The organism is Xanthomonas hydrangeae (genome assembly GCF_032697525.1).
GTDB lineage: Bacteria > Pseudomonadota > Gammaproteobacteria > Xanthomonadales > Xanthomonadaceae > Xanthomonas > Xanthomonas hydrangeae.
Genome location: NZ_CP103836.1, coordinates 1,770,380 through 1,790,968 on the forward strand (window position 1 = coordinate 1,770,380; position 20,589 = coordinate 1,790,968).

The 20,589-nt window shown below is 66.1% G+C and carries 14 protein-coding genes and 1 pseudogene; 5 read left to right on the forward strand and 10 right to left on the reverse strand.

Annotation, left to right across the window (positions count from 1 at the left end):
- Positions 1-144 precede the first annotated feature (144 nt).
- A pseudogene (locus tag NYR97_RS07295) lies at positions 145-1,062 on the reverse strand (AEC family transporter).
- A gap of 672 nt (positions 1,063-1,734) precedes the next feature.
- Positions 1,735-2,373, reverse strand: coding sequence for a tetratricopeptide repeat protein (locus NYR97_RS07300; RefSeq protein ID WP_043888912.1), 639 nt, complete (start codon positions 2,371-2,373; stop codon positions 1,735-1,737).
- A 162-nt stretch (positions 2,374-2,535) separates the two neighbouring features.
- Between NYR97_RS07300 and NYR97_RS07305 the strand changes: the two genes are divergently transcribed.
- On the forward strand, positions 2,536-6,243 hold the full coding sequence (locus NYR97_RS07305; protein ID WP_316697298.1) for an indolepyruvate ferredoxin oxidoreductase family protein: 3,708 nt from the start codon (positions 2,536-2,538) through the stop codon (positions 6,241-6,243).
- 251 nt (positions 6,244-6,494) lie between these two features.
- Here the strand turns inward: NYR97_RS07305 and NYR97_RS07310 are convergent, their stop codons facing one another.
- From NYR97_RS07310 to egtB, 3 genes are read right to left on the reverse strand one after another with little or no spacing between them, the layout of a single operon-like run.
- Positions 6,495-6,764, reverse strand: coding sequence for a DUF3253 domain-containing protein (locus NYR97_RS07310; protein WP_316697299.1), 270 nt, complete (start codon positions 6,762-6,764; stop codon positions 6,495-6,497).
- Between the two features lie 15 nt (positions 6,765-6,779).
- Positions 6,780-7,766, reverse strand: a complete 987-nt coding sequence (gene egtD / locus NYR97_RS07315) for an L-histidine N(alpha)-methyltransferase (protein WP_316697300.1) — start codon at positions 7,764-7,766, stop codon at positions 6,780-6,782.
- On the reverse strand, positions 7,763-9,052 hold the full coding sequence (egtB, locus tag NYR97_RS07320; RefSeq protein WP_316697301.1) for an ergothioneine biosynthesis protein EgtB: 1,290 nt from the start codon (positions 9,050-9,052) through the stop codon (positions 7,763-7,765). Before egtB ends, egtD begins: the two co-directional genes overlap by 4 nt.
- Before the next feature lie 65 nt (positions 9,053-9,117).
- Here egtB and NYR97_RS07325 point away from each other — a divergent pair, with 65 nt between their 5' ends.
- A complete protein-coding gene (locus tag NYR97_RS07325) occupies positions 9,118-10,299 on the forward strand; it encodes an aminotransferase class V-fold PLP-dependent enzyme (protein WP_316697302.1) in 1,182 nt (393 codons plus the stop codon).
- A 121-nt stretch (positions 10,300-10,420) separates the two neighbouring features.
- On the opposite strand, the gene NYR97_RS07330 is transcribed toward NYR97_RS07325, so the two are convergent.
- From NYR97_RS07330 to NYR97_RS07345, 4 genes are all read right to left on the reverse strand, one after another.
- The gene (locus NYR97_RS07330) at positions 10,421-11,893 is read right to left on the reverse strand and encodes an ABC transporter permease/substrate-binding protein (RefSeq protein ID WP_316697303.1); all 1,473 of its coding nucleotides are present in this window, start codon (positions 11,891-11,893) and stop codon (positions 10,421-10,423) included.
- Complete coding sequence (locus tag NYR97_RS07335; RefSeq protein ID WP_316697304.1) at positions 11,890-12,627, reverse strand: ATP-binding cassette domain-containing protein; 738 nt, start codon at positions 12,625-12,627, stop codon at positions 11,890-11,892. The genes NYR97_RS07330 and NYR97_RS07335 overlap by 4 nt, the downstream gene beginning before the upstream one ends.
- A 60-nt stretch (positions 12,628-12,687) precedes the next feature.
- Positions 12,688-13,011, reverse strand: coding sequence for an EF-hand domain-containing protein (locus NYR97_RS07340; RefSeq protein WP_232372338.1), 324 nt, complete (start codon positions 13,009-13,011; stop codon positions 12,688-12,690).
- A gap of 61 nt (positions 13,012-13,072) precedes the next feature.
- Positions 13,073-14,278, reverse strand: a complete 1,206-nt coding sequence (locus NYR97_RS07345) for a DesA family fatty acid desaturase (protein WP_316697305.1) — start codon at positions 14,276-14,278, stop codon at positions 13,073-13,075.
- A gap of 151 nt (positions 14,279-14,429) precedes the next feature.
- Here NYR97_RS07345 and NYR97_RS07350 point away from each other — a divergent pair, with 151 nt between their 5' ends.
- The 3 genes from NYR97_RS07350 to NYR97_RS07360 all read left to right on the forward strand — a co-directional run bounded on the left by NYR97_RS07350 (position 14,430) and on the right by NYR97_RS07360 (position 17,758).
- The gene (locus NYR97_RS07350; protein ID WP_316697307.1) at positions 14,430-15,272 is read left to right on the forward strand and encodes an ABC transporter ATP-binding protein; all 843 of its coding nucleotides are present in this window, start codon (positions 14,430-14,432) and stop codon (positions 15,270-15,272) included.
- A gap of 200 nt (positions 15,273-15,472) precedes the next feature.
- Complete coding sequence (locus NYR97_RS07355; protein WP_016901220.1) at positions 15,473-16,483, forward strand: TIGR00266 family protein; 1,011 nt, start codon at positions 15,473-15,475, stop codon at positions 16,481-16,483.
- Positions 16,484-16,720: 237 nt separating this feature from the next.
- Entirely contained in the window at positions 16,721-17,758 is a 1,038-nt protein-coding gene (locus NYR97_RS07360; RefSeq protein ID WP_316697310.1) for a patatin-like phospholipase family protein, read from the forward strand.
- A 440-nt stretch (positions 17,759-18,198) separates the two neighbouring features.
- On the opposite strand, the gene NYR97_RS07365 is transcribed toward NYR97_RS07360, so the two are convergent.
- The gene (locus NYR97_RS07365; RefSeq protein ID WP_316697313.1) at positions 18,199-20,412 is read right to left on the reverse strand and encodes a TonB-dependent siderophore receptor; all 2,214 of its coding nucleotides are present in this window, start codon (positions 20,410-20,412) and stop codon (positions 18,199-18,201) included.
- Positions 20,413-20,589 lie beyond the last annotated feature (177 nt).

Here is a 20,589-nt window from a genome sequence, read left to right on the forward strand (position 1 = left end):
TCGCGCGCGCTGTGCTGTCGATTGGCGGCTCTGCGTGCACCGCATTGTCATCGCAGTGCAGCATTGGCTGCGAGGCTAACGCGGGTGCGCGTTGAACCTGCGGTGCGGCAGTACCGAAGCGGCAGCGCGAGTTCGCGCCTGGCATCACGCCGCCAGACGTGCCAGCAACCAGGCCCAGGCAGGCAAGGTCAGCAGCGACAGCAGGATGCTGTAGCCGACCATCGCTGCAGCCAGGCGCGGCGCCAGCCGATGCGAAATGGCCAGCGCGGCGGCGGTGATCATGGTGGGCATGGCCGATTCGAGCACGTTGGTTTGCAGCATCGCCCCATGCAGGCCGAGCGCCCAGGACAGCGGCAACGCCAGCACCGGCATCACGGCCAACTTGAAGACCAAGCCGACGGCCAATGGTTTGAGCTCGTCCGCAGGCAGCCGCAACTGCAGGGAGAAGCCCACCGCCAGCATCACCAGCGGCAGCATCGCCTCGGCCAGACTCTTCAATCCCGAACCGATCCAGGTCGGCGGCTGCTCCGGCATCAACGTCAGTGCGAACAGCAGCGCCCACAGCGGCGGAAACCGCAGCACCCGCAGCAGGATCATCCGCGCGGTAGGCGGGGTGTCGCCGCTTTAGCGCGCCAGCACATACAACCCAAACGTGGACAGCAGCACGAAGGTGCCGAACTGGTCGTAGACCACCGCATACGGCAGCGCGTGATCGCCGATCAACGCGCGCACCATCGGAAAGCCGATGAAGCTGGAGTTGGTGAACACCACGCACATCAGCAGCGCGGCATATTCCTCGCGTTTGAATCCAAACACACGGCTGCAGCCCCACAGCAGCGGCACGATGATCGCGGTCAACACCCACGGCGTGGCGATCACTCCACCCAGCGAAGCATCCAGATGCAGGCGCGGCACATAGGTCAGCACCGAGGCCGGCAGGCAGATATACAACACGATGCGATTGAGCACGTCGGCACTGTTGTCCGGCAGTACCCGCAAGCGGGCGAACAGCAGACCCAGCCCCAGCATCGCCAGAATCAACGCAAATGCATCCACCGCCATGGCGTGATCGTGTCCGTTGGAAAGCGATGCACAGGATCGCATAGCGCGCAGCACAGGCATCGGCGGAGGGCTGGCTTGGCATCGCGCTAACCCGAAGCAGCGAGACTTCCATCGTTTGCCTACCCGAAACCAGTGTGTCGAGTGCGCGGTGTCCTCGCCGCTCGCGGGACACGCCGTGAACCCGTCCCTGGGGGCTCGCTGGCGGCATCCATGCCGCCACACGGTCCCGCAAGCGGCGAGGACACCGCACCAGAGAGTTAGTCGGTGGCTATTTTAAAACCATGCACACCGACACTCTCGACTGGTCCTTGCCCGCTCACCGTCGCGGGATCTTACGCGGCATGGATGCCGCGTAAGATCCTACAGGGACGTACTTGCGGCGTGTCCCGCGATGGTGAGCGGGCAAGGGCCCTGCAGCCAAGCCGCAGATCAGCAGAACAGCCGCACTACACCTGATCTATCCGCTCTGTTCTGATCTATCCGCTCTGCTCAAGCCCTCGAAGACAAGCAAAACTTCGCGTCGTAGCGATGTTTCGATGCAGTCGAAAACCTGGTCAGTCGAGCACGGGCTGCTTCTATGCAAATGCAGCTATCACCAGCGATGGCCTGTCGCAGATTCGGCTGATGCAGGGCATCGCGCTGCGGCGGTTAACTGCAGCGCGATGCCAAGACTTACGGAAACGCCGGCGGGTTCGCCTGCCAGGCGGCGAAGACCTCGGCCAGGCTGGCACGTTCTGCTTCGCGCCAGTCCGGCAGCAGGCTGGCGTAGTTGGCGGTGCTGCTCCAGCGTTCAGGCCAGGTGCGCACGGCGGCGGCATACCACTCGACCGCTTCCTGCTTGCGCCCGGCACGCCACAGCGCCAGCGCCGCGGTCGTGGGCAGCCATTGCGGCGTGGCCGGACGGCCGTTGGCCAGGTTGGCCCACAGCTGCAAGGCCTTGTCGGCCTTGTCGGCACGCAACAGATCCCAGCCGTAGTTCCAGGTGATAGCGCGATATTGCTGGCTACCATTGGAAACCAGGCCCAACGCCCCCTGGTAGAGCTCGTCGCCTAACTGGGTGCGCCCACCGGCATAGGCCAGCGAGGCCAGTTGCGCGCGCGGCTCGGCGGCGCGTGCGTCACGCTGCACCATTGCGGCCAGGCGGTCGACCACCGCATCGCCCTGCCCCTGCACGGCGACCACGGCTTTGGTGGTGCCGCGGTCTTCGTCGAAATAGAACTCCTTGGGCTTGGGCAGGCTCTGCGCTTGCGCCAACGACCACACGCTCCCGAGCAGGGCCAACGCAATGGCCCATGCGAACTTCGTTCTCACTGGTTTTCCCCTTGCGACACACGACAAACCCCAACCCTGTCCCATCCTAACCTCAGTGTCGCTGCGATGCACACCCGGTGTGCCAGGCATGTGAATAGCGGCTGTTACAATTGTTAGGCCGTTTTGGAGCCCTGGGTTCCAGCCACCCTTTCCGGGCAAGCCATGACCAGTACTGCTGCACTCTCTTCCCCCGACTCTGCCAACACGCCGGAGCTCGGCGAGGTGGATGCGGATTACACGCTGGAGCACAAGTACACGCGCGCCGATGGCCGCATCTACTTGTCAGGCGTGCAGGCGCTGGTGCGGCTGCCGTTGATGCAACGCCTGCGCGATGACGCCGCCGGCCTTGCCACTGCCGGCTTCATCAGCGGCTATCGCGGCAGCCCGCTGGGCGGGTTCGATCTGGAGCTGTGGCGCGCGCGCAAGCATCTGGAGGCGGCCAGGGTGACCTTCACCCCCGGCCTCAACGAAGACCTGGCCGCCACCATGGTCTGGGGCACCCAGCAGACCAACCTGTTCCCCGGTGCCAAGGTGCAGGGCGTGTACGGCATGTGGTACGGCAAAGGCCCGGGTGTGGACCGCAGCGGCGACGTGTTCAAGCACGGCAACGCCGCCGGAACTTCGCCATATGGCGGTGTGCTGGCGTTGGCCGCCGACGACCATGCCTGCCGCAGCTCGACCCTGCCGCACGGCTCGGAAGAGGAATTCGTCAGCGCGATGATGCCGATCCTCAATCCGGCCGGGGTGCAGGACATCCTGGACATGGGCCTGCTCGGCTGGGCGATGAGCCGCTATACCGGGCGCTGGATCGGCTTCAAGACCATTGCCGAGACGGTGGAGTCTTCCGCCTCGGTGGATGTGGATCCGTTCGCACGCACGATCGTGCTGCCAGAGGACTTCACGTTGCCGCCAGGGGGTTTGAGCATCCGCTGGCCTGATCCGCCGGTGGATCAGGAAATGCGTCTGCACCGCTACGCGATCGCCGCCGCGCAGGCATTCGCGCGCGCCAACGGCATCGACCGTGTGGTGCTGGATTCGCCGCACGCGCGGTTGGGCATCGTCACGACCGGCAAGAGCTATCTGGACGTGCTGCAGGCGCTGGAATACCTGGGCCTGGATGCGCAGGCCTGCGCGCAGATCGGCATCCGCGTGTACAAGGTCGGCATGACCTGGCCGCTGGAGCCGGTGGGCATCAGCGCGTTCGCGCGCGGGCTCGACGACATCGTGGTGGTGGAAGAGAAGAAGGCCTTCATCGAGCGCCAGATGAAGGAGCTGTTCTACAACTGGCCGGCCAGCGCCGGTGCGCGGCCGAGCATCGTCGGCAAGTACGACGAGCAGGGCGCGTGGATCCTGCCCTCCACCGGCGAGCTGACGCCGGCCACGATCGCGGCGGTGATCGGCAAGCGTATCCAGCGCTTTGCGCTGCCGTCCAGCGCGATGACCGAGTCGATCGACCAGCGGCTGCGCTGGATGGACACCAAGGAAGCCGAAATGGCCTTGCCGCGCGCGCTGTTCCCGCGCGTGCCGCATTACTGCTCCGGCTGCCCGCACAACACCTCCACGGCAGTGCCGGAAGGCTCGCGTGCGCTGGGCGGTATCGGTTGCCATTACATGGTGACCTGGATGAACCGCTCCACCGACACCTTCACCCATATGGGCGGGGAAGGCGTGACCTGGTCGGGGCAGGCGCCGTTCACCGAAACGCCGCACGTGTTCCAGAACCTGGGCGACGGCACCTATTTCCACAGCGGCTCATTGGCGATCCGCCAGTCGGTCGCCACCGGCGTCAACATCACCTACAAGATCCTCTACAACGACGCGGTGGCGATGACCGGCGGCCAGCCAGTGGACGGCACCCTCACCGTGCCGGACATCGCCCATCAGCTGCGCGCCGAAGGCATCCACACCATCGCGGTGGTCAGCGACGACATCGGCAAATGGACGCGCCGGCGCGAGCGCTTCCCCAGCGAGGTGACGTTCCACGATCGCAGCGAACTGGATGCAGTGCAGCAGCAGTTGCGCACGATCAAGGGCGTGTCGATCCTGATCTACGACCAGACCTGCGCCACCGAAAAGCGCCGCCGCCGCAAGCGCGGCAAGCTGGTCGACCCGCCCAAGCGCGTCATGATCAATTCGCTGGTGTGCGAAGGCTGCGGCGATTGCGGCGAAAAGAGTTTCTGCGTGTCGGTGCTGCCCAAGGACACCGAATTCGGCCGCAAGCGGCAGATCGACCAATCCAATTGCAACAAGGATTATTCCTGCGTCTCGGGCTTTTGCCCGAGCTTTGTCACAGTGCATGGCGGCAAGCCGCGCAAGGGCAAGCAACGCGATGCCACCGCGCTGTTCGACACGTTGCCCGCGCCGCCACAACGCACCACGCTGGAACAACCCTGGAACATTCTGATCACCGGCGTCGGCGGCACCGGCGTGGTGACCATCGGTGCGTTGCTTGGCATGGCCGGGCATCTGGAAGGCAAGGGCGCCACGGTGCTGGATCAGACCGGGCTGGCGCAGAAGGGCGGCGCGGTGACCACGCATATCCGCATCGCACGCCGACCGGCCGATATCCACGCGGTGCGCATCGCTGCCGGCGAAGCGGATCTGGTGCTGGGCTGCGACATGGTGGTGGTCAACGATTACTGGGCCTTGTCCAAGGTGCGCGACGGCCGCACCCAGGTGGTGCTCAACACCTACGAAGCGATGCCGGGCAACTTCACCACCCAGCCGGATCTGCAGTTCCCCGCCGCCGAGATCATCGCCGGCGTGCGTACCGCATTGGGCGGCCAGGAGCCGTTACTGCTGGATGCCACGCAACTGGCCACCGCGCTGCTGGGCGATGCGATCGCCAGCAATCTGTTCGTGCTCGGCTATGCCTGGCAGCACGGGCTGGTGCCGTTGTCGCATGCGGCGCTGATGCGCGCGATCGAGCTCAATGGCGCGGCGGTGGCGATGAACCAGCAGGCGTTTGCGTGGGGGCGATTAGCCGCGGTCGATCTGCCGGCAGTGCGGCGTGCTGCGGGTTTGCCGAGCGTGGGCGACTCGGCCATCGCGCATGGCGAGGTGCCGCAAGCGCGTGCGCCCGGCAGCTGGGAAGACCACGATCTCGGCGGACAGAGCGCGCCGCGTACATTGGCGCGGACCGATGGCAGCACGCTGCATGGCGATGTCGATGCGCCGGTGCATCCGCTCGACGATGAGCAGCTGGCGCAGTCCTTGGACGAGGCGATTACGCGGCGCATCGCGTTTCTGACCGACTATCAAGACGCTGCCTACGCGCAGCGCTATCTCGCGCTGGTGGAGCGCGTGCGTGCGCAAGAGGCCCAACGTGCGCCCGGCAGCACTGCCTTGACCGAAGCTGTAGCGCGCTATGCCTTCAAGCTGATGGCCTACAAGGACGAATACGAAGTGGCGCGCCTGTACACGCGCGGCGACTTCCAGCGCCGGCTGCAGCAGCAGTTCGAAGGCGACTACACGCTGCGCTTCCACCTGGCACCGCCGCTGTTGGCCAGGAAGGATGCGCACGGCCACGCGATCAAGCGCGAATACGGGCCGTGGATGTTCACTGCGTTCAAGCTGTTGGCGCGGCTGAGATTCCTGCGCGGCGGCAAGCTCGATGTGTTCGGCTACAGCGCCGAACGGCGTGGCGAGCGTCAGCTGATTGCCGATTACGTGGCGACAGTGGACACGCTGCTGGAACGGCTGGATGCCGACAACATCGGCCTGGCGGCGCAGATCGCCAGCATTCCCGAGCATATCCGTGGTTATGGGCATATCAAGCACGCGCACCTGGAGGAAGCCAAGGCACGCCAAGCCGCGCTGCTGGCGCAGTGGCGCAATCCCAAGGCCTTGCATGTGGTGCAGGCAGCCTAGACGACAGGGCGGCCAGGTCCGCGTTGCAGCGCTAGAACCTTGCGCGCGGATCGGCTGACGCTTGCCGGCAGTGCAGTAGCGACAGGCTCCTGTGGTGGGGCTGGGAGATCGCGCCGGCGCCGCTGCGGCACAGCATCGCGTTTACGCACGACAGCGGTCAGCGCCTACCGGGCCGATGCGCTGTCGGCGCACCGCTCGGCATCATCGTCCTGCCGAGCGCCAGCGGTCATGCACGCGCAGGGCAGCGCCCGTCATTCGAAATGCCGACCACGCATCAGACGGACCGGGCCACGCACCGTGCCCGGGTCAACCACGTCGCCGCGCTGGGTGACCCGTACCACGTCCTTGCGGGCCAGATCGGCAGCAACATTGCGTACCTGCGGCATCAGCGCACGCCAGTGGGTCTCGTCCTCGCTGAGCGCGCGGGCGACTTCGGACGGGCAGATGGACTGCTGCGGCAGCCGGCGCGCCAGCAGCGTGCGCATGGTCGCGGCGATCTGTCCGTCATCGACTCCTTGCACGCCAGGCGCGCGAGATCAGAGCGGACGCAACACGCGCAGGCCGAACCAGTCCTTGGCATCGTTCCAGCCGTGGGTGACCTTCAACCCGGCGGCAGCGGCGAGTTCGGCAAAGCGTGCGTCGGTGTACTTGTAGCTGTATTCGACCTGCATCGCTTCGCCGTCGGCAAACGCGAATTCCTTGCCGCCCACCTGCACGCGCTGTGCGCGCTGGCTGATCAGGAAGGTTTCGATACGGCCACGTTCGCGCGCATACACCGCATGGTGGCGGAAGCCGTCCAGATCGAAATCGCTGCCGATCTCGCGGTTGAGCCGCGCAAGCAGGTTCAAGGTGAACTCGGCCGTGACCCCGGCCGCATCGTTGTAAGCGGCCTCGATCAGGCCGGCATCCTTGTCCAGGTCGATGCCGATCAACGCGCAGCCGTCGCTGCCCATGGTCTGGCGCATCGCATCCATCAACTCGATGGCGGCGGCGTCGGTGAAATTGCCCAGCGTGGAACCGGGAAAGAACACCAGATGCCGACGCGCCGGACGCTGCGCATCGGGCAACCGCAGCGGTTTGGTGAAGTCGGTGCACACCGGCAGCATCTGGATCTGCGGAAATTCCTGGGCCAGTCGCGCGGTGCTGTCGAGCAAGGCGCTGCGCGAGATTTCCAGCGGGGTATAGGCCACTACATCGCGCAGGCCCTGCAGCAGCAACTCGGTCTTGCGCCCGCTGCCGCTGCCGTATTCGACCACATGCACGCCAGCGCCGATCGCCTGCGCAATCGAGGGCATGCTGGCCTCCAGCAAGGCCAGTTCGGTGCCGGTGAGGTAATACTCCGGCTGCCGGGTGATCGCCTCGAACAACTGTGAACCTTGCGCATCGTAGAAATACTTGGACGGCAGCGTCTTGGGCGTCTGCGACAAACCGGTCAGCGCATCGGCGGTGATGTCGTCCGGTTGCGGGTGTAGATCGGTCAGCGCGGCATGGGCGCGTTGGGTGGCATGGGCGGCGGCGTTCAAGGCAGATCCTTGGCAAGGCGCACGCCGGCAAACTGCCAACGCGCATCGGATGGAAAAAAGTTGCGGTAACTGGCGCGGATATGGCTGGCCGGTGTGGCACAACTGCCACCGCGCAGCACCCATTGCGCATTCATGAATTTGCCGTTGTATTCGCCCAGCGATCCGGGCCACGGCGCAAAACCCGGATACGGCAGATACGCACTGCCGGTCCACTCCCAGACATCGCCGAACAACTGCTGCAGGCCGGTATCCACCGCTTCGGCGCCGCGTGGATGCAGCGCGTCGGTATCGACGAAGTTGCCTTGCACCGGCACACCGGTGGCGGCTTGCTCCCACTCGGTTTCGGTGGGCAGACGCGCGCCGGCCCAACGTGCGAAGGCATCGGCTTCGAAAAGACTCAGATGACACACCGGTGCATGCGCATCGCGCGCACGCCAGCCATCAAGCGTGAACTCGCGTCCATCTGCATCCCAGTACAACGGACGCTGCCAGCCCTGCGCCTGCACCATCGCCCAGCCATCGCTGAGCCAGGCGCCGGCGCTGCGGTAACCACCAGCGTCGATGAATTCCTGGAATTCGGCGTTGCTGACCACGCGATGCGCCAGCGCATGCGCGCCGACCAGAACACGGTGACGCGGCGATTCGTTGTCGTAGGCAAACGCGTCGGATTGCGGCCACGCGGCTGCACCGATCTGCACGATCTGCTCGTCGCGCGCATGCCAGCGCAGCGTGCTGGCAATGGCGGCGGGCGGTGCGGGCGCATCGCGATAGGCCGGCTGCAACGGATTGCTCCACAGCGCATGCTTGATGTCGGTGAGCAGCAACTCCTGGTGCTGCTGCTCATGCTGGATCCCGAGTTGCACGATGGTGCAGGCCTGGGCGTCTAGTTGCCCATCGCGCAAGCGCTGCTGCATCTGTGCATCGACCGCAGCGCGGTAATCGCGCACCTGCTGCAACGAGGGCCGCGACAGCACACCGCGGCGCGCGCGCGCATGCATCGGGCCGACGCTTTGGTAGTAGCTGTTGAACAAGAAATCCCAGGCCGGATCGAACACGCGGTACGCAGGATCTGTCTGCAACACGAAGCGTTCGAAGAACCAGGTGGTATGCGCCAGATGCCATTTGCTGGGGCTGGCGTCGGGCATGCTCTGCACCATCGCGTCTTCTGCGCTGAGCGGTGCGGCGAGGCGATCGCTCAACGCGCGGGTCTGCGCGAAGCGTTCCAGCAGGGTCAGCTGCTGTTGCTGGTGGTCGACCAGCACGGGGGAGATTGCAGACATGGGCATATGCTTGAGGAGCGGCCGTGAACGCGCCGTGTCGGCAGCGTGGCAGCCAGCAGTAAGCTGTAGTGATGCCCACGTCTTCCCTGTCCAGCCTGCTCCCCGCACCCATCGATTGGGCACATCGGCAGCCGGCATTCGCGTTACCTATCGACATCACGTATCTGGATGCCGCCTCGCGCGGACCGCTGTTGCGCGCCGTGCAAACGGTGGCACATCAGGCCATCGACGCGATGGCCACACCCTGGCAGCTGCCGTTCGATGCGTGGCTGCACGACATCGAATGTTTGCGTGCGCTTGCCGCTGGCTTGTTCGACCACGACACCGATGGCGTGGCGATGCTGCCCTCGGCCGCGCATGGGCTGGCCACTGCCGCACGCAACCTGCCGCTGCAACGCGGCGAGGCGGTGTTGCTGCTGCAAGGACAGTTCCCGTCCAACCTGCTGATCTGGCAACGGCGCTGCGCCGAGGTGAATGCGCACATCGTGGCGGTGTCCACTGCCATCGAGGAGGCACTCACCGATGCGGTGCTGCGCGCGATTGCCGAGACGCCTGCGCTGCGCATCGTGACGCTACCGCAGGCGTATTGGCTGGATGGGCGACAGCTGGATCTGGACCGCATCAGCGCAGCGGTGCATGCACGCGGGGCGGCGCTGGTGCTGGATCTGAGCCAGAGCCTGGGCGTGCTGCCGACCGATCTGCCGCGCTGGCAACCGGATTTTGTGGTCAGTGTCGGCCACAAATGGCTGCTCGGGCCGATGGGATTGGCCTGGCTGTGGGTGGCACCGCATTGGCGTGTGCACGGCGTGCCGATCGAAGAACACTGGATCGGCCGCGATGCGGGCAGCAGTTGGGACTTTTCGGTCGCCAAAGCGCCGCCGTACCGCAGCGGTGCACGACGGTTCGATGCCGGCGGCGTTGCCGATCCCTTGCGGATCGCGATGGCGACGGTGGCATTGCAGCAGGTTGCTGCATGGCAACCGGCGCGTATTGGGCAGGCGCTTGGTGCACTCACTGCGCAGTGGGACGCGGCCTTGCACGCACGTGGTCTGGGCGGCTGGTGCACGCCTGGGCATGCACCGCACCTCACCGCCTTGCAGCCGCCAGCAGACCAGCTGGATGCAGTGGCGGCAACGTTCAGCAAATTTGGGGCGATCTGCACACGGCGGCACGGGCGTTTGCGTATCGCGCCGCACATGAGCGTCACCGAGGATGCGCTTTCACGCTTGATTGCGGCGCTGCCAAGCGAATGAAGCAGTACGCCTGCCCTCGTAGGAGCGGCCTTGGCCGCGACGGGGCGTTACCGGGGTAATGCCCCGTCGCGGCCAAGGCCGCTCCTACGTGTTCATGGCGAACATAGGGTTGCAGTGCCGCTCAACCGCGCTGGCTGATGCGCAACCCACGCGGCGTGACCCAGCGCTCCAGTGCCTCGAAGGCCGCCTGCACCAGCAGTGCAAGCACCGCCGCGGGAATCGCGCCTTCCAGAATCAAGCCGATGTCGTCCAGGCGAATACCGGTGAGGATCGGCTGGCCATAGCCGCCAGCGCCGATCAATGCGCCCAGCGTGGCGGTGCCTACATTGATCACCGCTGCGGTCTGGATGCCGGCCACGATCGTGCGACGCGCCAGCGGCAGTTCCACGCGCCACAGGCGCGTCCACGCCGGCAGCCCGATCGCCTGGGCGGTCTGGCGCAGCTCGCGCGGGATTGAAGTGAGCCCGGCATGTGTGTTGCGCACGATCGGCAGCAGGCTATAGAGAAACAATGCGGCAATCGCGGGTTTCGCACCGATGCCGAACAGCGGAATCATGAAGACGAATACCGCCAGCGATGGCAGCGTCTGCAACACGCCGGTCAACGACAGCACCACCTGACCGAGCCGTTGCCGCCGCGCCGCCAGCACGCCCAGCGGCAACGCAATCACCAACGCAAAGCCCAACGAGATGCCGACCAGGGCCAGATGTTCGCGCGTGTGCCGCAGCAGGCGCTTAATCCGCGAATCGGCTTCGGATGCAGGCGTGACGCCCAGCCATTGCGCCGCCACCGCCGCCTCGGACTGACGCTCCAGCTTCACCTGCGCGTTGAGCCGCTGCATGGTCGCCTCGTCGATGCGGCCTTGTAGCCCCTGCAATGTCTTCAGCATCGCCGGTGCGCGTTGCGCCAGGTCCTTGCGATACAGAAACACGGCCTGGTACTCGGGGAAATACCGGCGATCGTCGCGCAGCACCTGCAGCTGGTAATACGGAATTTCCGCATCGGTGCTGTACAGATCGGTGACTTCGATCGCCCCGCTCTGCAGCGCGCGATAGGCCAGATCGTGATCCAGCCCGGTCGCAGTCTGCGGCAATGCATACGCCGCGCGCACGCCAGGCCAGCCATCGGCGCGTTGCATGAATTCGTTGCTCAGGCCGATGGTGAGCCTTGGATGCCGGGCCAGGTCCGACATCGTCGCGATACCGAGCGCCTGCGCGCGTTCGGCACGCATGCCGAAGGCATAGGTGTTCTGGAAGCCAAGCGAGTCGGTCATCGCCAGTCCACGCGCGTCCAGTGCGGCGCGCAGTTCGGCCTGGCTGGCCTTGGGCAACTGCAGCAGCTCCTGCGCCAAGGTGCCGGTGTATTCGGCATAGGCATCGATCTGCCCGGTCTCCAGCGCGCGCCACAGGATGCGGGTGCCACCGAGCTGCGCGCGATGCTGCACCTCCACACCATCTCTCTGTCCGGCGGCAGTGGCGATCTCGCCCAGCAAAACCGCTTCGGTGAAGTTCTTCGAGCCGATCGTCACCTGCGCGGCATGCGCGCCGGCGCTGCAGATCAGCACACATAGTGCGAGCAACACGCGCGCGATCATGCGGCCTCGCCGATGCTGCGTTGCGCAGTGAGAAAACGTTGCACGAACGGATCGGCCGGATGTTCGAGCAAACTACGTGCACTGCCCTGCTGTACCACGCGGCCGGCGCGCATCAACACCAGGGTGTCGGCCAGATAAGCAGCTTCGGCAACGTCATGCGTCACCAGCACCACGGTCTTGCCGAGCTGGGCGAACAGTTCGCGCATCTGCGCTTGCAGGTCGTAGCGCACGATGGGGTCGAGCGCGCCGAGCGGCTCGTCCAGCAGCAAGGCCGGTGGATCCAGCATCAAGGCGCGGATCAAGCCCACGCGCTGGCGCTGTCCGCCCGATAACTCGGCCGGGTAGCGCTTCAATAAGTCCGGCGGCAACTGGCACAGCGCGCACAAGATCTCCAGGCGCGCATCGATGCGCTGCCGTGTCCAGCCCAGCGTCTGCGCCAGCAACACCACATTGCTGCGCGCATCCAGATGCGGAAACAACCCGCCTTCCTGGATCACATAACCGATGCGTTGCCGCTGCGCCTGCAGGCTGGCGCGTTGCAGCGGCGTGCCGTCGAAGGCGACCGTGCCGCTGTCGGGCCATTCCAGCCCCACCAGCATGCGCAGCACGGTGGACTTGCCGGCGCCACTGGGGCCGATCAAGGCGGTGGTGATGCCGCTTGCGAATGTCAGCGTGACTGCATCGAGGGCAATGGCCTGGCCGTAGCGGCGGCTGACCTGATCGAGAGTGAACATGTGCGCGAGCTTGCCGGGCTTGGCGTCAGGCGAGCGCGAAGGCAAGCGTGCCGGCGCACATCACCGCGGCGGCGCCAGCAACTCACGCGCGCTCAGAGAGCCATCGCCGTTGGCATCCTGCCGTGCGAAGCGCTCGATCAGCGTGGCGCGATGGGCCGCGCGGGTGATCGACTTGCCGCGACGACCCGGCAGTTCATCGCCCTGCAGCACGCCGTCGTGATCCAGGTCGCGCTGATCGAAGGCGTAGCTCATCCAGGCCAGATATTCGTCACGGCTGACACGTCCATCGCCATCCGTATCCATGCGCTGCAGATACTGCTGGCTGTCCTGCACCTGGGCCTGCGCGACAACCGCCGGAATGCATACTCCACACGCCATCAGCATGCTGCGCACGATCGAGCCATGCGATCCACGCGCGCGCGTATCGGCACGCGTGCCACTACGCTTAAGACCCACTCAGCGCATAACCCTTGAGCCGCGCCGCATACGCCTGCAAGGCGGCATTGCCGCTGGCTTCGGCCTCGTGACACCACTGCTGCAGGTGCTTGAGCCGTTCGGAGGCATCATGGCTGCGCGCTTCCAGCACGGCGGTCAAGCGCGCGCGGTACTCGACCAACGTGCGCATGCGCGGGCGCTCGGCCACCCAGCGCTGCAACTGTTCGCGCGCGTCGGGCTTGAGCCAGCGCCCGTCGTCGACCAGGCCCTTGCGCAAGCGCCGCGGCAGCAACTGTCGCAACTTGGCGCCGGTGGCGGCAGCTTCTTCGCGCAGTGCCGGCTTGAGCACGTTGCGCTGGTAGTCGGTCATGGCCTGGAAGCGATGCGACAGCAATGCCTTGAGTGTGTCGGCATCGGGCACGGCGATGTTGGGGCGGATATCCAGCGACGGCGCCACGCGCAGCACCTTGGCCAGGCCCAAAGCCTGCAAACCGCGAATGGCGACCCAGCCGATATCCAGCTCCCAGCGCCGCATCGAAAACCGCGCCGAGCTCGGGAACGCATGATGGTTGTTGTGCAGTTCTTCGCCACCGATCCACAACGCCCACGGCGTGAGGTTGGTGGAGGTGTCGGCCGATTCGAAATTGCGATAGCCCCACCAGTGGCCAAGACCATTGACCACGCCGGCGGCCCAGAACGGGATCCACGCCATCTGGATCGCCCACAGCGCGATGCCGGGCAAACCGAACAGCACCGCGTTGATCACCAGCAACGCGATCGGGCCGGCATTGGCATGCGGTGTGTACAGATGCCGCTCGATCCAGTCGGTGGGCGCGCCCTTGCCGTATTGCTCGATGTCGGCACGCTGCGCGCGTGCTTCGCGGTACAGCTCCACGCCACGCCAGAACACCTGGCTGATGCCCTTGGTCTGCGGGCTGTGCGGGTCTTCCTCGGTCTCGACCTTGGCGTGATGCTTGCGATGGATTGCCACCCATTCGCGGGTGATCATCGAGGTGGTCAACCAGGTCCAGAAGCGGAAGAAGTGCGCCACCACCGGATGGAAATCCACACCGCGATGGGCCTGGCTGCGATGCAGGTACAGGGTCACCGCGAAGATGGTGAGCTGGGTGAACACCAGCAGCACCGCCAGCATGCCCCACACGCCCAACCCGGCCACGCCGGAGGTCAGGAAGTCGATGATCGGATCGGACAACATCGGCAGTTCCACAGCGGCGCCATCTCTTTGGTCGATGCAGACATGATGGGGGCGATCGCGGCAAACTTCACCCTTCGGATGCGTAGGGTGCGCCCTGCATTCCTAAAGCGGTTCACACGTCTCCTTTCCCCACCTGGTTGATGTCATCCGTATGACTGTTGCTGCCGGTTTTTCTGCGACTTCTGCCATTGAAAATGCCGTCCCGTTGATCGAACTCGACCATGCCAGCGTGATGCGCGGGCAGGTGCGCGTGCTGCACGCCTTGAGCCTGCGCATTGCGCTGGGGCAACACACCGCCATCCTGGGACCCAATGGCTGCGGCAAATCCTCCTTCATCAAACTGATCACGCGCGAGTTGTATCCGCTGGTGCGTGCCGACGGCCAGCCGGCGGTGAAAGTGCTGGGCCAGACGCGCTGGCAGGTGGATCGCTTGCGCTCGCAGCTGGGCATCGTCACCGGCGATCTGAGCGTCAACCTGGCCGACATGCCGGGGCTGGATGTGGAAAGCGCGGTGCTGTCCGGCTTCTTCGCCAGCTACGTGGTGCCGCCGCATCGCGAAGTCAGCGACGACATGCGCGCGCGGGCACGTGAGGCGCTTGCACTAGCGCGCGCACTGCCGCTGCTGGATCGGCAATTTGCCGAGTTGTCGGCCGGCGAAACCCGCCGCGTGCTGATCGCACGCGCACTGGTCAACCGCCCGCAGGCGCTGCTGCTGGACGAGCCCTCCACCGGCCTGGACCTGGTGGCGCGCCAGCACCTGCTCGACACCATGCGTCACCTGGCCCGGCAGGGCATCACGCTGATCCTGGTGACCCATCACATCGAGGAAATCGTGCCGGAGATCGCGCGGGTGATCCTGCTGCGTGCCGGCACCGTCGTGGCCGACGGTCCGCGCGATGCACTGCTCACCGACGCCAGCTTGTCGGACGTGTTCGCCGGCCCGGTGCGGGTGCAGCGCGACGGCGAGCGCTATTGGGCGACGGTGGGAGAGTAAGGGCCACCGGCCGCGCGGTGGCGCGCAGGCCGGTGCCTTGCGCAAGGCATCCGATGACATCCGGCAGCGCGGCGTCGAAGCGCACCGGGCAGGCCGCAATCGCGCCCACCCACGCCACCCGAGGGCATGACCTTGGACACGGGACGCCGTAGCGGCGGCTGCGCTTAGACTCGCTACACGCACAGACAGGAGGCGTCCCGATGGCCCAGTGGTATTTCCATGTTCCCGGACAGGCCGATCGCATCGGCCCACTCGACGACGCCAGCGCCCGCGCGCATGCCCAGCGCCAGCCCGACGCGCTGGCCTGGCGCGACGGGCTCGATGGCTGGACGCCGGCCCGCCAGCTGGCCGAGCTGCAGGGCGGCAGCGGCCTGCCGCCACCGCTGACCGGCGCGGCCGGGCGCGCCGACGAGATCGACTACCGCATCGTCGGCAACGACATGCAGTTCGTCGAGGTCGAGCTGGACCCGGGCGAAAGCGCCATCGCCGAAGCCGGCGCGCTGATGTACAAGGACGCCGCGGTGCAGATGGACACCGTGTTCGGCGACGGCTCGCATGCCGGTCAGAGCGGCGGCGGCGGACTGATGGGCAAGCTGCTGTCGGCCGGCAAACGCGTGGTCACCGGCGAGAGCATGTTCACCACCGTGTTCACCCATGCCGGCAGCGGCAAGGCCAGGGTCGCATTCGCCGCGCCCTATCCGGGCACGGTGCTGGCGCTGCGCCTGTCCGAGCATGGCGGGCAACTGATCTGCCAGAAGGACAGCTTCCTGGCCGGCGCGCGCGGGGTGTCGTTGGGGATCGCATTTCAACGCAAGATCCTCACCGGGCTGTTCGGCGGCGAGGGCTTCATCATGCAGAAGCTCGAAGGCGACGGCTGGGTCTTCGTGCATGCCGGCGGCACCGTGGTCGAACGCGAGCTCGGCCCCGGCGAACGCATCGATGTGGACACCGGCTGCGTGGTCGCCTACCACGCCGGCGTGGACATGGACGTGCGCCGCGTCGCCGGCCTGAAGAGCATGTTCTTCGGCGGCGAAGGCGTGTTTCTGGCCACCCTCACCGGCCCCGGCAAGGTCTGGCTGCAATCGCTGCCGTTCTCGCGCATGGCCGGCCGCATGCTGCAGGCCGCCCCGCAGGCCGGTGGCCAGCAACGCGGCGAAGGCTCGGTGCTGGGCGGACTGGGGCGGTTGCTGGATGGGGACAACCGGTTCTGATGGGTGGGGTGAGGGTGTGGAGCGAAGCGGCGCCTGGATCGGGATGACACGCGGCTTCGCACGTACCCTCATCCGGCGCTGCGCGCCACCTTCTCCCGGTGGGAGAAGGGACGGCTGTGGCTTGCTTCATCTGCAGCCTTCGCACATTCCGATCACCTCGCGCGCCGACCAGGCAGCGCAGCCACGGTGACGGCACGCGTGTATTCTCCCTCGCCTTCCATCCAACAGTCCGTCGCCATGACCGCGCTCCGCCACCCCCGCCTTCTCGCCTTGATGTCCTTGCTCGGCCTGCTTTGCGCCTGCGGCGGCGAGCCGCGTCCGGCGGCACCGGCGCCTCTCGTGCAGGCGCCGTCTGCCGGCGCGCCCAAGCCGGTGAAGATCGGCGTGGCGCTCGGTGGCGGCGCGGCCAAGGGCTTTGCGCATATCGGCGTGATCAAGATGCTCGAAGCCAACGGCTTTGCGCCGGTGGTGGTGTCGGGCACCAGCGCCGGCAGCGTGGTCGGGGCGTTGTATGCCAGCGGCATGGATGCGTTCCAGATGCAGGAAAAGGCCGTCGCGCTCGACCAGACCAGCATCCGCGATGTGCGGATCTTTTCCGGCGGCCTGGTGCAGGGCCAGAAGCTGCAGGACTACGTCAATGAGCAGCTGGGCGGCAAGCCGATCGACAAATTGCGCAAGCCGTTCGCGGCGGTCGCCACGCGGTTGGAAGACGGCGAACGCACCGTGTTCGTGCGCGGCAATGCCGGCCAGGCGGTGCGCGCGTCCAGCAGCATTCCCGGTGTGTTCGAGCCGGTGACCATCGGCCAGTACCACTACGTCGACGGCGGCGTGGTCAGCCCGGTGCCGGTGGATGCGGCGCGCCAGCTTGGCGCCGAATTCGTGGTGGCGGTGGATATTTCCAGCAAGGCCAGCGGCAAGAATCCTGGCGATCTACTGGGCACTGTGAATCAGTCGATCTCGATCATGGGCCAGCGCCTGGGCGAGGCCGAACTCAAACGTGCCGATGTGGTGATCCGCCCCAAGGTCAGCGACATCGGTTCGGCCGATTTCAACCAGCGTGGCGCGGCCATCCTGGAAGGCGAGCGTGCGGCGATGGCGGCGATGCCGCAGATCCGCGCCAAGATCGCGCAGTTGCAGGCGCAGCGCAGCAGCGCCACCCGCACGGCGGCCGAGCAGGCTGCCGCGGCGAAAGCAGAAGCATATCGGCGCTGCCTGGAAGAGCGCTCGCGCTGGCAGAAACTGCGCGGCAAGGACGAGGCCTGCGTTGCGCCGTAAGGCGGATGCAATGCGAGGCCATGCGGAGTTGATGATGCGCGGGTGCCGCACCTGTTTCGAGACGCGCGCTTTTAAAGCCGATGCTAGGCGACGGCGTTGTTGATGCCTTGTGTTGATGCACTGAGCATGTACCGAAACGGGGTCGCGGCCAGGGCCGCTCCTACAACTGCGCAGTGGTTTGGAGAATGCGCTGAAGGCGTGCCGGAGGGGGGGCAGCCGGGGGCGCTCCTACGACAGCGCGGTGGTTGCGCGGGCGCGCTGAAGGCGTATCAAGACGGCTTCGCGGCCGAGGCCGCTCCTACGACAGCGGGCTGGTTTTCGGGGGCACGACAGCTTGGGCAGCCAGGGCCGCCCCTGTAGGAGCGGCCTTGGCCGCGATGCCGTGCCGATAGCAGTGCTGCCGTCCTGGCGCTGTTATCGGAACGCACTTCGCCGCTACCTCAATACCGCCAACGCAACGACACGCTGACAAACCGCGGCTCGCCGTAATTCTGGTAATCCAGGTTGGCCCAATAGGTCTTGTCGAAGGCGTTGCGCACCGCCAACGTGGCAGTCCACTGATCGCTGATGCGGTAGTTGGCGTTGAAGTGCACCAAGGCGTACGCGTTCTGCACCACGGTGACCGGCGTGGTGGCGCCACTGCCGTCGCCGGTGGGGCGCTCGATGTTGAAGCCGCGCACCGCGCTCTGCCAGCTGACGCCGCCGCCGATGCTCAGGCGCTCCCAGGCACCGGGCAGGCGCAGCTGCGTGGACAGCTGCAGATAATCCTCGGGCAGGTTGGCGTAGATCGCATCGGTGGGCGGGCGCGTCACCTTGACGTGGGTAAAGCCGGCATTGACGGTCCAGCCGGGCAGGATCTCGCCGTTGACATCCATTTCCCAGCCACGGCTCTTGGTGCCGTTGATGCCGATGTAGGCCGAATTGCCGTCCGGCAGCGAGGATTCCGGCTGGGTCATGTCGCGCACGGCGAAGTTGTCCTGCTTGGCCTCGAACACGGCGGCGGTGGCCATCGCATGGCCGTTGAGCAATTGAGCCTTGATGCCGGCTTCCAGGTTGGAGCCTTCCACCGGCGCGAGCAGGTTGTTGTCCTTGTCGCGGTAGTTCTGCGGATTGAAGATTTCGGTGTAGCTGGCGTAGAGCGAGACGTCTGGCACGATGTCGTAAACCAGGCCCACGTAAGGGGTGACTTCGTCGCTCACTTCATAGCGGCCGCTGGTGCCGGTGTAGGTGCCGCTGGCATCGAAGGCCTGGGTGCGCGTTTCCCAGGAACTCAGCCGCGCGCCGGCGATCAACGACAGCGGGTCGGCCAGACGAAACCGTGTGGAGGCATACACGCCGCGCTGGGTGGTGCGCGCTTCGCTGCGCCGGCCGGTGCGCGCATAGGTCACTTCGGACGCATTGCCATCCCAGTTGCGGATGTTGGGAATGAAATAGCAGCGCTCGGGTGGACCGAAGTCGTTGGGGCAGGTCGCCCAGTCGTCGGGATAGGTCTGCGCCACGCCATACGAGGTCGATTGCAGATCCTGCCAGCTGCCGCCGACCACCACATCGTGCTGCCGGCCGAACAACGAGAAACCGCCGGACAGATACACATCCACGCTGTCGCGGGTGTCTTCGGTCTCGCCAGCGCCGGTGCGCAGAAACAGGCCGCTGCCATCGGCGGCCGGATAGCCGGTGCCGTACACGCGCAGGCTCTGCACATTGCCCTTGGTGTGCGCGGTGTTGACGCGCAACAGCCAGTCCTCGCCGAAGCGTTGTTCCAGGTTGGCGAACGCGGTGCTGGTTTCGCGCTGCCAGCGGGTCCACTCCGGCGCCAGGTTGGTGGAGCGCGACAGGTTGGCCAGCGAGCCATCGGCGGCGAAGAACGGCACCGTGCCCCAGGTCGAGCCGACCGGGCTGTTGTCCTGGCGCTGGTAACCGACGGTGAGCGTGGTGCTGTCGGTCAGATCGCCTTCCAGCACCGCCATGCCCGACATCTTGTTGTCGTGGTAACGGTCGTAGTAGTAATCGCGATCCTGCCAGGCCGCCACCACGCGGCTGCGCCAGCGCCCGTCTTGGGTCAGCGGTGCGTTGACGTCGGCCTGCATGCGGCGGAAATCCCAGGTGCCCGCGCTCACCGCGAACGAGGCATCGAACTCCTTGCCGGGCCGCTTGCGCAGCAGATTGACCGTGGCCGAGGGAATGCCCGCGCCGGTGAGCAGGCCGTTGGCGCCGCGGATCACTTCGATGCGGTCGTAAAAGACCGTGTCGTATTCCTGGTTGGTGGAACCGCTGTAGGTGGGCAAGCCATCGACCTGGAAGTCGGTGATCTGGAAGCCGCGCGCGAAGTACAGCGGACGCTGGGTGTCGTAGAACGACACGTTGACGCCGGTGACGTTCCGCATCACATCGTCGATGCTGAAAAGCGACTCGTCCTCCAGCCGTTGCAGCCCGATCACGCTCACCGACTGCGGCGTTTCCTGCAAGGTCAGCGGCAGCCGCGTGGTGGTGGCCGGCTGCGCGCGGCTGACCGTGCCGTTGACGCTGACCTTGTCGAGCGTCTTGGCATTGCTTGCATCGGCAGCATCGGCGGCGTGGGCAGCGCAAGGCGTCATCGCCAGCGCGCATAGCAAGGCGGCGGACAGCGTGGCCAGAGGGGCGGAAATCGCAGGCATTGGAGGGGTTCTCATCGATCGGTGCGGACGCTGGGCGTCAGGAAGCTGCAGGCAGGTGTGCGCGTCCCACTCGGGCGACGAGCTGGCTGGCCCTGCGGGGCTGGCGGATCGACGGGGAACGACATGACCGGACGCGGCCAGAAGTCATGCAAATGTAAATCGTTAGCGTTTGAGAGG

Coding starts and splice junctions, on each gene's coding strand:
- NYR97_RS07335 (WP_316697304.1), bottom strand. CDS start 12,627: ATGTTCACTCTCGATCAGGTCAGCCGCCGCTACGGCCAGGCCATTGCC.
- NYR97_RS07345 (WP_316697305.1), bottom strand. CDS start 14,278: ATGTTGTCCGATCCGATCATCGACTTCCTGACCTCCGGCGTGGCCGGG.
- NYR97_RS07365 (WP_316697313.1), bottom strand. CDS start 20,412: ATGCCTGCGATTTCCGCCCCTCTGGCCACGCTGTCCGCCGCCTTGCTA.
- NYR97_RS07325 (WP_316697302.1), top strand. CDS start 9,118: ATGCCCACGTCTTCCCTGTCCAGCCTGCTCCCCGCACCCATCGATTGG.
- NYR97_RS07355 (WP_016901220.1), top strand. CDS start 15,473: ATGGCCCAGTGGTATTTCCATGTTCCCGGACAGGCCGATCGCATCGGC.
- egtB (WP_316697301.1), bottom strand. CDS start 9,052: ATGCCCATGTCTGCAATCTCCCCCGTGCTGGTCGACCACCAGCAACAG.
- NYR97_RS07350 (WP_316697307.1), top strand. CDS start 14,430: ATGACTGTTGCTGCCGGTTTTTCTGCGACTTCTGCCATTGAAAATGCC.
- NYR97_RS07340 (WP_232372338.1), bottom strand. CDS start 13,011: ATGCTGATGGCGTGTGGAGTATGCATTCCGGCGGTTGTCGCGCAGGCC.
- NYR97_RS07330 (WP_316697303.1), bottom strand. CDS start 11,893: ATGATCGCGCGCGTGTTGCTCGCACTATGTGTGCTGATCTGCAGCGCC.
- NYR97_RS07360 (WP_316697310.1), top strand. CDS start 16,721: ATGACCGCGCTCCGCCACCCCCGCCTTCTCGCCTTGATGTCCTTGCTC.
- NYR97_RS07305 (WP_316697298.1), top strand. CDS start 2,536: ATGACCAGTACTGCTGCACTCTCTTCCCCCGACTCTGCCAACACGCCG.